This window comes from Candidatus Palauibacter sp. (assembly GCF_965213655.1).
Classification (GTDB): Bacteria; Gemmatimonadota; Gemmatimonadetes; order Palauibacterales; family Palauibacteraceae; genus Palauibacter.
Genome location: NZ_CBDBZT010000003.1, coordinates 1,496,109 through 1,508,866, shown reverse-complemented (window position 1 = coordinate 1,508,866; position 12,758 = coordinate 1,496,109). Strand labels below are relative to the sequence as shown.

General features: G+C 68.6%; 12 protein-coding genes. 10 read left to right on the top strand and 2 right to left on the bottom strand.

What is annotated here, in order from left to right:
• Positions 1–45: 45 nt before the first annotated feature.
• The 4 genes from ACOOGH_RS08870 to ACOOGH_RS08855 all read left to right on the top strand — a co-directional run bounded on the left by ACOOGH_RS08870 (position 46) and on the right by ACOOGH_RS08855 (position 3,291).
• Positions 46–564 (top strand): RidA family protein, encoded by a 519-nt coding sequence (locus ACOOGH_RS08870; RefSeq protein WP_420448566.1) that lies wholly within the window; start codon positions 46–48, stop codon positions 562–564.
• Positions 565–583: 19 nt separating this feature from the next.
• Positions 584–811, top strand: coding sequence for a hypothetical protein (locus ACOOGH_RS08865; protein WP_420448565.1), 228 nt, complete (start codon positions 584–586; stop codon positions 809–811).
• Between the two features lie 94 nt (positions 812–905).
• On the top strand, positions 906–2,057 hold the full coding sequence (locus tag ACOOGH_RS08860; RefSeq protein WP_420448564.1) for a 6-bladed beta-propeller: 1,152 nt from the start codon (positions 906–908) through the stop codon (positions 2,055–2,057).
• 82 nt (positions 2,058–2,139) lie between these two features.
• Positions 2,140–3,291 carry a 6-bladed beta-propeller gene (locus tag ACOOGH_RS08855; RefSeq protein ID WP_420448563.1) on the top strand — a complete coding sequence of 384 codons (1,152 nt, stop codon included), beginning with the start codon at positions 2,140–2,142 and terminating at the stop codon, positions 3,289–3,291.
• Between the two features lie 5 nt (positions 3,292–3,296).
• On the opposite strand, the gene ACOOGH_RS08850 is transcribed toward ACOOGH_RS08855, so the two are convergent.
• On the bottom strand, positions 3,297–3,986 hold the full coding sequence (locus ACOOGH_RS08850; RefSeq protein WP_420448562.1) for an alpha/beta hydrolase: 690 nt from the start codon (positions 3,984–3,986) through the stop codon (positions 3,297–3,299).
• Between the two features lie 38 nt (positions 3,987–4,024).
• On the opposite strand from ACOOGH_RS08850, the gene ACOOGH_RS08845 reads away from it, so the two are divergent.
• Positions 4,025–4,468, top strand: coding sequence for an acyl-CoA thioesterase (locus ACOOGH_RS08845; protein WP_420448561.1), 444 nt, complete (start codon positions 4,025–4,027; stop codon positions 4,466–4,468).
• Here ACOOGH_RS08845 and ACOOGH_RS08840 read toward each other — a convergent pair.
• Positions 4,465–7,533 carry an FAD-binding and (Fe-S)-binding domain-containing protein gene (locus ACOOGH_RS08840; RefSeq protein WP_420448560.1) on the bottom strand — a complete coding sequence of 1,023 codons (3,069 nt, stop codon included), beginning with the start codon at positions 7,531–7,533 and terminating at the stop codon, positions 4,465–4,467. The genes ACOOGH_RS08845 and ACOOGH_RS08840 overlap by 4 nt on opposite strands.
• Before the next feature lie 50 nt (positions 7,534–7,583).
• Here ACOOGH_RS08840 and ACOOGH_RS08835 point away from each other — a divergent pair, with 50 nt between their 5' ends.
• From ACOOGH_RS08835 to ACOOGH_RS08815, 5 genes are all read left to right on the top strand, one after another.
• Positions 7,584–8,753 (top strand): pyridoxal-phosphate-dependent aminotransferase family protein, encoded by a 1,170-nt coding sequence (locus ACOOGH_RS08835; RefSeq protein ID WP_420448559.1) that lies wholly within the window; start codon positions 7,584–7,586, stop codon positions 8,751–8,753.
• A gap of 8 nt (positions 8,754–8,761) precedes the next feature.
• Positions 8,762–9,766, top strand: a complete 1,005-nt coding sequence (locus ACOOGH_RS08830) for a TRAP transporter substrate-binding protein (protein WP_420448558.1) — start codon at positions 8,762–8,764, stop codon at positions 9,764–9,766.
• A gap of 43 nt (positions 9,767–9,809) precedes the next feature.
• Positions 9,810–10,277: a TRAP transporter small permease gene (locus ACOOGH_RS08825; protein ID WP_420448557.1), complete on the top strand. Its 468-nt coding sequence runs from the start codon at positions 9,810–9,812 to the stop codon at positions 10,275–10,277.
• The gene (locus tag ACOOGH_RS08820) at positions 10,274–11,557 is read left to right on the top strand and encodes a TRAP transporter large permease (RefSeq protein WP_420448556.1); all 1,284 of its coding nucleotides are present in this window, start codon (positions 10,274–10,276) and stop codon (positions 11,555–11,557) included. The genes ACOOGH_RS08825 and ACOOGH_RS08820 overlap by 4 nt, the downstream gene beginning before the upstream one ends.
• 131 nt (positions 11,558–11,688) lie before the next feature.
• Positions 11,689–12,687, top strand: coding sequence for a carboxypeptidase-like regulatory domain-containing protein (locus ACOOGH_RS08815; protein ID WP_420448555.1), 999 nt, complete (start codon positions 11,689–11,691; stop codon positions 12,685–12,687).
• Positions 12,688–12,758: the final 71 nt, after the last annotated feature.

The window sequence follows — 12,758 nt, the reverse complement described above, 5'->3', positions numbered from 1 at the left end:
ATCGAGACACCCGGCGAGACCGGGTTCGAAGGAGGACGTATGACGATGAAACAGCTTTCAGCGACGGCTCTGGCGTTCGGAACCATTCTGACGCTCGGGGCGGCCCTGACGCCCGCGAGGCCGCTCGCGGCGCAGGAACACGCCGAAATGGCCGAGATGATGCACTCCGTCGAGTACCTGGGCGGGCGGCCCAACTCGCCCTTCTCCGAGGCCGTCCGGGTCGGGAACGTGCTCTATCTGTCCGGCAAGCTCGGGACCGTGCCCGGCGAGGGACTGGCCGAGGGCGGGATCATCCCCGAGACGCAGCAGACGATGCGGAACATCGCCGACGCGCTCGAGCGCTACGGTTCGTCGATGGACGAGGTCGTGAAGTGCACCGTCTTCCTGGCCGACATCGCCGATTTCCGGGACATGAGCCGCACGTACATGGAGTTCTTCCCCAACCATCGGCCGGCGCGCAGCGCGTTGGCGGTGGCCGGGCTGGTGCTGGATGCACGCGTGGAGATCGAGTGCATCGCGACCATCGGGCTCCCCGGCAGCGGGGACGGGGACGGCGGCTCATAGACGCCCGACACGCCGCCCCATGATCCGGCTCACCTGGCTCGGCTTCGTCGTCGGCGCGGCCCTTTTCGCGCTGCTCGGCATGTGGATGAACGTCCAGATCGGCGCCCCGATGTTCTCCAACCCCGGACCCGTCGGGATCCTGGCCCTCATCGGCGGCACGACATCGGGTCTCCTGAGTCCCCTCCTGCTTAGTCGCCTCGCCGCCCGCCGCCGTCGTCGGCGAGGGGACCACGAGCCCGAACTCTGAAGCGAGACGTTCGCGCTGACAGCCATTCGGAGCGCCACGTCACAACTACGGTTGTAGAGTAGAGATAGGCCAGCGGATGACCGGGCAGCCGATCATGAGGAGCCTTCTTCTGGGATATGCGCTGGCACTCGGCGCCGCTCCGGTATCCGGCCCGGTCTCGGGCCAGGTGCTGGAGTGGACGCTAGAGCGTGGCGTAACGATCGGGAGCGTCGACGATCCGGTTTACGGACTGTCAAGGGTCGGTGGCGTGCTCGCCGATGCCGAGCGCGTGTTCGTGCTGCAGCCGCAGGACGGCAGGGTGCGGGTTTTCTCGCGCTCCGGAGAATTCGTTCGGGACCTCGGTCGTCCCGGGGCGGGCCCCGGCGAATTGACGCGACCGAACCGGATGGGGTGGCATGGGTCGCGACTGTGGGTCACGGAGCCGGTGTCCGGGCGACTTACGTTCTTCGACGTAGCGACCGGCGAAGCGGAGACGATCCGGTATCGGGCCAACGTCCCAGGATCGCTTCATCGATGGATGCCGTTCGCCGTACTCGCGAACGGCCGGTTTGTCGCATCTCCCGAGATCACGGGGGGTCACGGGGGACAGGCGACTGCTTCGGAATTCGCCATCATCGTCACGGAACCGAATGGGACTCTACGGGACACTCTGGCTCGACGCTCGTTTGCCGGCAACTTGGGCAAGATCACTGCCGGCATAGCCGACGGCGAGATCTGGGTCATCTCGCTGCTTCCAGACCACGATCTCCTATCGGTCGCTCCAAACGGATCGAGCATAGTTCTAGTGAAGCGCCGGGGCTGGGACGGGGGCACGATCCCTGCGGAGTTCGAAGTGACGGAAATCGACCTTCATGGCGACACCGTGTACCGGCGACGCATTGAATACGAGCCACGCCGCGTGCCATCGGACTTCTTCGACGACGACATCGCTAGGTCCGCAGATGGGCCAGGCATCAACAATCGGAGGGCCCACGCCCGCGCCCTGCGCGAATTCTACGAGGAACGCCGGTACTTTCCCCCCGTGACGGCGGTCAGTATGGGGGGCGACGGAACGACATGGGTAGCAGGGGTGGACGAGGACGGGGAGCGTGAGTGGCTGGTGCTGGATGGCGCCGGGTCGCCCATCGGCAGGTTGCGGCTTCCCACCACATCGTACATAGCCCACGCGAACGAGGCCGAGTGCTGGGTCGTGGAGAGAGACGCGCTCGATATCCCGTACGTAGTCCAATACGATATCGTCCGGTGAACCCATGTCGTCGTTGCCGATCCCTATTCTGATCGTTGGCGCGCCCTGAGTTGTAGACCGGACCATGAGCGGAAAGCCCACTATGAGGAGCCTTCTTCTGGGATATGCGCTGGCACTCGGCGCCGCTCCGGTATCCGGCCCGGTCTCGGGCCAGGTGCCGGAGTGGACGCTCGAGCGTGGCGTGAGGATCGGGAGCGTCGACGATCCGGTTTATGGGCTGTCAAGGGTCGGCGGGGTGCTCGCCGATGCCGAGCGCGTGTTCGTGCTGCAGCCGGAGGAGGCTAGAGTGCGTGTTTTCTCACGCGCGGGAGAATTCGTTCGCGACCTCGGTCGTCGAGGGGAGGGGCCCGGCGAGTTGATGCGGCCGAACGGGATGGGGTGGCATGGATCGCGACTGTGGGTAAAGGAGTCGAGGTCCCCCCGACTTACGTTCTTCGACGTAGCGACCGGCGAAGCGGAGACGATCCAGTATCGGGCCAATGTCCCGGGATCGCTTCATCGATGGATGCCGCTCACCGTACTTGCGGACGGCCGGTTTGTCGCATCTCCCGAGCTTGCGACGGGCCCCGGAGGGGCGATGGCGGCGTCTGAACTCGCCATCATTGTCACGGAGCCCGATGGGACCCTGCGCGACACGCTGGCTCGACAATCGATTGAGGGCCTCATCGGCAGGATCACGGCAGGGAGATCGGTCGGCGAGACATTGGTCTCTTCACCGATTACAGACATGGACCTGATAACCTTCGCTCCGGATGGGTCGAGCGTCGTGCTGGTGAAGCGCCAGGGCTGGGACGGACGCCAAGCCCCCGCGGAGTTCGAAGTCACGAGAATCGACCTTCATGGCGACACCGTGTACCGGCGACGCATCGAATACGAGCCCCGCCGCGTGCCATCGGACTACTTCGATGACCGGATCGCTGGGCAAATGGATGGTCCAAACATCAGCAATCGGCGAGCCTACGCTCGCGCTCTGCGCGAGTTCTACGGGCAACACCGGTACTTTACCCCCGTGACGTACGTCACCGTGGGGAACGACGGAACCACCTGGCTCGCGCTGGACGGAACGAGGGAGGGCGGTGAGCGCGAGTGGCTCGTGCTCGATGACTCGGGCTCGACCATCGGCCGGTTTCGGCTTCCCCGTGGAGTCAGGTCCGCGGACCTGACCGAAGTCTGGGCCGTCGAAATGGATGCCCTCGACATCCCATACATCGTCCAATACGACATCGTCCGGTAGACGCATCATCCATATCCCGTTCCTCCGGGATCGGCGAGGCGCCTCAGTGTCTCAGCGTCCAGGCGGTGTCCTCCCGCGTAGCTGTGGGATGTGAAGCCGACGCGCGCCGCCCGTAGTCGCGCCTCATGGGCTTCGATGGCGGCCTGATCGAAGTACTCGTCCGCCTCGCCCACGACGAGGTGGAGGTCGGCGGCCGAGAGCGTGGCTCCGTGCTCGCTCAGATCGAGGTCCGGCGGCACCGTCGAGCCCCACAGGATCGCCCGGTCGATGCGGGCGCGGCCGAACGCGAGCCAGCGGCAGAGCGTGTGAACGCCCTGCGAGAACCCGAGTCCCACGACCCGCGGGGGCGCCGACCCGCCCGCCGTCTGTCGTGACTCCTCGGCGAGGACGTGCGCGTGCAGCCGGTCGAGGTAGCCGACGTAGTCCTCGATATCCGTGAGACGGTCTTCGCTCGTCATCCAGGAGGCGCCCACCCTGCGCGACTCGTGGCCCAGGTAATGCCGGTGCAGACCCTCGGGGGCGACGATGCAGCGGGCCCCCGCGTGGATCGGCTGGAAATAGCGAAGAAATCGGTGCGCGACCTGGTTGTACCCGTGCAGAGCGAACCAGATCTCGGCCACCGGCCGCTCGTGCGGCTCGAGAACGGCGAATCGCACGCGCCGCTCGATCGTGATGTGCCTCGGTTCCACCGTCACCGCGCCTCCCGGTTCGTGAACGGGTGATAGATTGCCACATGGCCTCGGAGTTCGTCTACACACGGCGCGTGGAGTTCGCGGATACGGACACCGCGAACCTGATCCACTTCACGGCGCTCCTGAAGTTCATGGAGGAGGCCGAGCACGCCCTCTATCGGTCGCTCGACTTCGTCGGCTACCGCTGGAGCCAGGACTTGGTGTTCGGAATGCCCCGCGTTTCCGTCTCATGCGACTATCTGGGCGCCGTCCGCTACGGCGACGAGGTCGACGTTAGGCTTCAGGTGCGCGAAGTGCGCCGCAAGGCGATCCGCTTCGCCGCCGACTTCACGATCGACCGCTGCGGAGAGCGGGAGGTCGTGGCCCGGAGCGACTGGACGGTCGTCTGCGCCCGCCGCGAACACGGCAGCCTCGACTGGCAAGGCATCGAGATCCCGTCGCCCCTCAAGGCCAGGCTGGAGGCGATGCTGCCTTCCCGCCGCTAACGACGGCCTTCATCGCGAAAGGCGAGAATCTCCGCGACTGAGAGGTTGCCGTGTCGGCCGCGCAACTTTCGCAGCCTTCTCACCGCCGCGTCCACGGACTGCCCTCGCGGCCGACTGGCGGCGTCGAGCACGGTCGCGACGTGGCGACCGCGCGCGTCGGCGAGGTCCGCGACCTGGTGGCGGCAACTCGTGCCGTTGGTGACGAGCCACTCGTCGGCTTCCAGCGCCCGAACGGCCGGAAGAAGTTCGAGTTCCGCCACGCGCCGCGAGATGTCCGCGTGCTCCGCCTCGTAGCCGAAGGAACCGGCCATGCCGCAGCACCCGGCGGGAATCGCCTCGACCTCGAGGTCGGGGATCGCGCCGAGGACTTCGAGCGTCGGGCCGTCCGCGCCGAACGCCTTCTCGTGGCAGTGGCCGTGTACGCGAACGCGCCGAACGGGAAGGGGAGCGAGTTCAAGCCGCGACAGCGCGTCCTCCTCGACGAGCCACTCGGGGAGGAGCCGCGCCCGCTCGGCGACCGCTGCCGCCTCGGGTCCAGGATCCAGCGCGGGCAGTTCATCGCGCAGCGTGAGCAGGCAGGACGGTTCAAGCCCCACCACCGGAATCCCGCGCGCCACAAACCGGCTCAGTGCGCGGACGGTGCGGTCCAGTTCGATCCGCGCTTCCTCGACCAGGCCGGCGTTCAGGAACGTGCGGCCGCAGCACAGCGGACGACCGGCCGTGGTAGCGATCTCAACCCGATAACCCGCGCCCCCCAGCACGCGAACCGCGGCGCGGGCGATCCCCGGCTCGAAGTAGCGGGTGAAGGTGTCGACGAAGAGCGCGACCCGGGGGCCGCCGGGGTCTGGACTGAAGGGCCGTGACGCCCCCGAGAACGGTCGCGACGACCAGCGAGGCAGGGGACGGTCCGCCGCCAGACCCGCGACCTGCTCGCCGAGGCGCGCGAGGGCGGGAATCCGGTTCCGGAGGTTGACGAGCGGGGCGAGCCGCGAGGCCAGCGGCGCGTAGCGGGGGAGATACGCGAACGCCCGGTCCCTGGGCGAGAGCGGTTGCTCGGCGCGCAGGCGGTGCAGGAACTCCACCTTCATGCGGGCCATGTCGACCCCGGTCGGACACTCGAGCCGGCACCCTTTGCAACCCAGGCAGAGATCCATCGCCTCGTACAGTTCCGGCGCCGTCCACGGGTCGTCCCCCAGCTGGCCCGAGAGCGCCAGCCGCAGCGCGTTCGCGCGGCCGCGCGTCGAATGCCGTTCGTCGCTCGTGGCGCGGAAGGACGGGCACATCACCCCGGGGCTCCGCTTCAGACAGGTGCCGTTGTTGTTGCACATGTCGACGGCCGGTGCGAAGCCGCCCCACTTCTCCCAGTCGAGCGCCGTCGGCAGCTTCCGGATCTCGAGCCCGTGGCGGGCCCGCAGGAGCGAGGCGTCGTTCATGCGGGGCGGGTCGACGATCTTCCCGGGATTCAGGCGGTCCTCGGGGTCGAACCGGCGCTTGATCTCTCCGAAGGCGGAGACGAGACGCGCGCCCAGCATCGGCTCCAGGAACTCCGACCGGATCCAGCCGTCCCCGTGCTCGCCGGAATGGGATCCGCCCAGTTCACCCGCGAGCGAGAAGGCGTCGACCGCGATCGCGCGCAACCGCTCCACGTCGTCTCCCTCCCGCAGGTCGAGCGCCGGCCTCACGTGAAGGCAGCCGACCGAGGCGTGGGCGTACCACACGGCGTGGGTGGCGTGCCGGTCGATGATCTCCGTGAGCCGGCGATACCACTCCGGCAGGCGTTCGAGCGGGATCGCGCAGTCCTCGATGAAGGCGAGGGGTTTGCGGGCGGCGGGCTGCGACATGGAGATGTTGAGGCCCGCCTTGCGTAGCGCCCAGATCCGGCCCTGCAGCTCGGCGGATTCCGCGCGCGCGACGCCCGCCGCGACCCCTTCCATCACCGACTCGAGAGCGGAGAGCGATGCGGAGACGGCGTCAGGATCATCGCCGGCGAACTCGACCACGAGGATATCGCGCGGCCGACTGCCGCCATCCTCGCCGAGCTGTCGGAGCACACGCTCGAAACTCGGCATCTGCGCGGCCAGCCCGAGGACGGTCGCGTCGAACAGTTCCACCGCCGTCGGTTCGAGCGCGACGATCGCGGGGACGGCCGCCAGCGCCTCAGCGGTACCATCGAAGCGACACACACCGAGCGCGCGCACAGCGGGAATGGGCTGAAGATCGAGTTCGAGCGCGGTGAAGAGCCCTAGCGTCCCCTCCGAGCCCACTAGAAGATCCGACAGCCCGGCGCCCTCCCGGCCCAGACGGTGCAGCGCATAGCCGGCCACGTGCCGGGGGACGTCCGGCACCCGCCGCGCCAGCTCGTCGGCCTCCCGCGTGTGCAGCGCCCTCAGGTCGGCCTCCAGCTCCGCCGGGGGCGGCCCGGAGCCCTCGCGCGGATCGGACGTCCGAGCGGGGCCCCCACGGGCATCCCGGCCGAACCAGGCGCGGCGACCGTCGGCGAGCACCGCCTCGATGCCGCGGACGTGCTCGACCATGTGGCCGTAGCGCACCGACCGCGACCCGGCGCTGTTGTTGCCGGCCATGCCCCCGAGCGTGGCGCGGCTCGCCGTGGCCACGTCGATCGGGAAGAAGAGTCCGTGTGGCCGCAGGAACGCGTTCAGCCGGTCCAGCACGATCCCCGGCTCGACCACCACGCGCCGGGCGGCCGGATCGAAGTCGAGCACCCCATCCAGCCCCCGGCTCGTGTCGAGGATCACGCCCCGCCCGATCGACTGGCCGCTTTGCGACGTCCCCGCCCCGCGCACGATGACGGAGGTCCCGTGCTCGCCCGCGAGTTCCACCGCCCGCCGCACGTCGCCGGCCGATTCCGGGAACACCACCCCCAGCGGCTCGACCTGGTAGATCGACGCATCCGTGCTGTACAACCCGCGCGTGAAGCGGTCGAACCGCACCTCGCCCTGCAGCCCCGCCCGAAGTCGAGCTTCGAGCCGAGCCTCCGGACGAGTGTCGAGTCCGGCCCGGGGCCGTTGCGTACCGGCGCGGTCGTGAGAGATTGGGCGGGTCACGAGCCAAGTTGTATCGGCGGAAGCCCCGACCTGACAAGAGCGAGCCACCGTTGACCTACCGCAGCGGCAGACACTTCCTCCAGCTTCCGGGCCCGACCCCGGTGCCCGAGCGCGTATTTCAGGCCATGAACCGGTCCGTCATCGACCACCGCGGACCCGAGTTCGGGGAGATGGTGCTCGGCCTGTTCGATGGGTTGAAATGGGTCTTCGAAGACCCCGCGCACGTCTTCATCTTCCCATCCTCCGCGACCGGATGCTGGGAGAGCGCCCTCGCCAACATCCTCTCACCGGGCGACCGCGTCCTCCTCTGGAACAACGGGTTCTTCGCCTCGAAATGGGGAGAGGTGGGGCGGGCCCTGGGCCGGCGGGTGGAGGTCATCGACGGCGACTGGCGGCGCCCCGCGGACCCGGCGAGGATCGCCGAGCGGCTCGCGCAGGACCGGGAGCGGCAGATCCGCGCCGTGCTCGTCGTCCACAACGAAACCTCGACCGGGGTCACGAGCGACATCGCCGCCGTGCGGGCCGCGCTCGATGAGACCGGCCATCCCGCCCTCCTCATGGTCGACGCCGTCTCGTCGCTCGCCGCCACCCCCTTCCGGCAGGCGGATTGGGGTGTGGACGTCACCGTGTGCGGGTCGCAGAAGGGGCTCATGCTCCCGCCGGGCCTCGGGTTCTGCGCCGTGAGCGAGAAGGCGCTCGCCCGCCACCGCGCAGGCCCCGGGACGTCGCGCTCCTACTTCGACTGGACGGCGATGCTGCGGGACAACGAGGGCGGCTACTTCCCCTACACCCCGCCCACCACGCTCCTCTACGGCCTCGAGGCGTCGCTCGCCATGCTGCGGGAAGAGGGAGCCGACGCCACGTTCGCCCGCCACGCGCGCCTCGCCGAGGCCACGCGCCGGGCCGTCGCCGCCTGGGGCCTGCGCAACTACTGTCAGGATCCGGGGGCCGTGTCGAGCGCCGGGACGACCGTGATGGTGGGGGAGGGGGAGGACGCCGACGCATTCCGTCTCGCCGTGCTCGAGCGCTTCGACATGTCGCTGGGGACGGGCCTCGGTCCCCTCAAGGGGAAGGTGTTCCGGATCGGACACCTGGGCGATGGCAACGAACTCATGCTGATGGGGGCGCTGGCCGGCGTGGAGATGGGATTGAAGATGAGCGGCATCGCGCACGAACCCGGCGGGATCGCGGCCACCGCCGACTTCCTGGCCGAAGCATGAGACGGCCCGTGGCGCGGACTCCGGTGCTCGTAGTCGCGTCGGCCGCCGCGGTCGCCCTCGGCTGCGCGGGAGGGAGCGGCGAACCGGGGGTCGTCGAGCTCTCGCTGGGTCACGTCGGCTCGCCCGGCTCGCTCTACGACGTCACGGCCAACGAGTTCGCGCGCCGCGTGAACGAACGGCTCGCCGGCCGCGCGGAACTCCACGTGTACGGCGCGAGCCAGCTCGGCGGTGATGACGCGATGCTGCAGCGCCTGCGCCTCGGCACGCTCGACATGTCCATTCCGTCGACCATCATGTCCTCGATGGTCGACGCCTTCGGCCTGTTCGAGATGCCGTACCTCGTCCGCGACCGTGAGCACATGAAGCGGATCGAGGAGGCCGTGGTGTGGCCCGACCTCGCCCCGCGCGCGGAGGAGGCCGGTTACCGGATTCTCGCGGTGTGGGAGAACGGGTTCCGTCACATCACGAACTCCCGGCGACCCATCCACGGCCCCGATGATCTGAGCGGGATCAAGCTCCGGACGCCGCGCGGCGTGTGGCGCGTGAAGCTCTTCCAGGCGCTGGGCGCGAACCCGACGCCGATGCCCTTCTCCGAAGTCTTCGTCGCCCTCCAGACGGGGGTGATGGACGGACAGGAGAACCCGCTCACGCAGGTGACGAGTTCCAAGCTGCACGAGGTGCAGGACTACCTCTCCCTGACGGGACACGTGTACAGCCCGGCGTTCGTCACGACGGGCGCCGGGCCGTGGGCGCGCCACCCGGAGGACATCCGCTCCGAGGTAGAGGCGATCGCGCGCGAAATGCAGGCCTTCGTGTACGAGACGGCCGCCCGCATGGACGAGGAACTCCTCGCCGAACTCGAGACGACGGAGATGGCGATAAACGAGGCCGAAGCGACCCGCTTCGAAGGCGCCAGCGAACCGGTGTACGAGGAATTCGCGACCACAGTTGAAGGGGGACAATCCCTCATCGACAGGGCGCGGGCGGCCGGATCCGGAGAGGCGGGCTCATAGCGGCTCGCCTCGGGCCGTGGGCGGCCGCATGCTCGGAGGCGTCATGCTGAGGACCGGCGTGCGGCGCTTCCTCGAGGTAGCGGTGCTGGTTCTGCTGGCGGCGTTGGCCGTGATCGTCGTCGTGGGGGTCGGGTTCCGGAAGGCGGGGGCGGCGCTCGTGTGGTACGACGAGGTGGCGTCGATCCTCCTCGCTTGGCTCACCTACTACGGGGCGGCGCTCGCCGCGCTGCGGCGGGCGCACATCGGAGTGCCCACCCTGACGCAGCGCCTGACAGGGCGCGCGCGGACCGCCGTCGTGCTCCTGGCCGAGAGTGCGATCATCGCCTTCTTCGCCGCCGTCGCCTGGTCGGGTTGGCAGGTCGTGCGCGTTCTCGGGGGGACCACGCTCGTGAGCCTCCCCTCCGTGCCCGCCGCGCTGGCGCAGTCGGTGATCCCCATCGGTGCCGTCCTCTTCATCATCGCGCAGCTTCTGGGGCTGAGGGACGCCCTCGCCGAGGGGGAGGAGCCGTGACGTTCCTCATCCTCTTCGTCGGCCTGCTGCTCCTGATCGCCATCGGCGTCCCCATCGCGGTGGCGCTCGGGATCGTCGCGCTCGTGGCCATGCTCGCCTCGGGCGGGTTCGCGATGCTCCCCAACGCGGGCCTCGTGCTGTACGACGGGGCGACCTCGTTCCCGCTCATCGCCATCCCGCTCTTCATCCTCGCGGGCGCGATCATGAACGCGACGGGGATCTCGCGCCGGCTCATCGCCTTCGCCTCGGCGCTCGTCGGGTTCATCCGCGGCGGCCTCTCGATGGTCGGCATCTCCGCGTCGCTCTTCTTCGCGGAGATCTCGGGCTCCGCCGTGGCCGACGTGGCCGCGCTGGGCTCGATCCTGATCCCGGCCATGAAGAAACGCGGCTACCGGACGCCGTTCGCCGCGGCCGTGATGTCGTCCTCCGCCACGCTCGCCGTCATCATCCCTCCGTCCATCCCCATGATTCTGTACGGCGTCATGGCCGAGGCCTCCGTCGTCGAGCTGTTCGTCGCCGGCATCGTGCCCGGCGTGCTCGGCGGCCTGCTCCTGATGTTCGTCGCCTGGCTCTACGCCCGCCGCCACGACTTCCCGGTCGAGGGACGGTTCGAACTCCGCCGCGTGTGGACGACGGCGCGCGAGGCAGGCTGGGCCCTCCTCCTGCCCGCGATCATCCTCGGCGGGATCTTCAGCGGCTGGGTGACAGCGACCGAGGGGGCGGGGCTCGCCGTGGTCGCATCGCTCGTCGTGGGCGGGCTCATCTACCGCGAACTGGACCTCGCCCACTTGCGCGAGGCGATGCTGGAGGGCGGTGTGCAGACCGCCGTCGTCATGCTCCTCGTCGCCACCTCGGCCCTCCTCGGCGACTACCTCACCGAACAGCGGCTCCCGCAGCAGGTCGCGGCCGGGATCATGGGTCTCACCGAGAGCAAGTGGCTCATCCTGGCGCTGCTCAACGTCTTCTTCCTCGTGATCGGGCTCTTCCTGCACTCGGCGGCCGCGATCATCCTCGTCGTCCCCATCGTGATGCCGCTCGTGCGCGCGGCGGGGATCGACCCGGTGCACTTCGGCCTCATCGTCACGCTCAACCTGGGGATCGGCCAGCAGACGCCGCCGGTGGCGAGCGTGCTCGTGACCGCATGCTCTGTCGCCAAGGCGGACATCTGGGAGGTGAGCAAGGTCAACGTCCGCTTCATCGCCGTCCTCGTCGCGGTCCTGCTGCTGGTGACGTATGTGCCCGCGATCCCCCTCGCTCTCGTGAACGTGTTCTACCATTAGCGTCTCAAACCGCTGATGTGACGTTGTTCCCAGTCGCGCCGTCTTGGAGCCGAGCCTCGCGTTCGCGGGTGCCGCGACCCTCCATGCCACGAACCTCGACGAAGGCGCGCACCATGGTCGGAGCCAAACCTGTGGCTGTCGTTTCCCTTGTCCTTCTCCTCGGGGCTTCGCCCAAACCCGTGCTGGGGCAGGAGGAGACGTGCGGGGAACGCCCGTCTCTTCAGGTCACGATCCTTGATGAATCCGGCTCGATCGCCCTGCCCGGGGCGATGGTGGTGCTCTACTGGTCCGACGTGGAGGAGAGTCCGTTGCGGGAGAGTGCGGGGTCGGACGGCCGCTTCTTTCTCTGCGCCCCCGCCGAGGCGCGACGTGTGACGGTGTGGGCGGAGATGGGCGACGACTCGAGCGAGCAGGCCTCCGTGGCTCTGGCGGCCGGAGAAGCGACGGGGGTCGAGCTTCGAGTGCTTCTGACCGCGCCGCGCCGCGGGCGCGTCATCGGCCGCGTATATGACGCAATGACGGACGATCCCGTGGCCACGGCTGCCGTATCCGTGTCCGGTCACGCGCACGAGTCCGCGAGCAACCGACAGGGCCAGTTCGTCCTGAGCGACCTGCGGCCCGGCGCGCGTGAACTGGAGCTGCGACGCCTCGGCTACGCCACGCTCCGTTATCCGATCGAGGTGATGGAAGATATCACGACCGAAGTGGACATCGGTCTGGTGCCGATGCCCGTCGAGATGGAGCCGATCGTAGCCACCGTCGCGAGACTGCGCCGGCTCGAGATCAAGGGGTTCTATGAGCGGAAGTATTGGGGTGAGTTGACCGGGAACGGTTACTTCTTCTCGCCCGAGTACATTGAGCGCTGGCGACCCAGCGATGTCCAATTCCTGGTGGTGAGCAACGTGCCCGGGATTACCTGGAAGGGGGCGAACCGGCGCATGAGCTCAGGGTTCGGAAGCTTGACGTGCAAGATGTCGATTATCGTCGATGGGTTTGCGTGGGGCGGGTGGCCAAGGATTCCGTGGTCGCAGATCGCCGGTGTCGAAGTGTACAAGGGCCCGGCCACGCTGCCGGCGGAGTTCGGGGGCTCCGATGCGCGCTGCGGCGCGGTCGTCGTGTGGACGAAGTAATCCACCGTCTTCGCGCCATCGTCATCTGGACGAAATAGGACCGGAGTCTACTCCCCTCCGCTACGGCGACG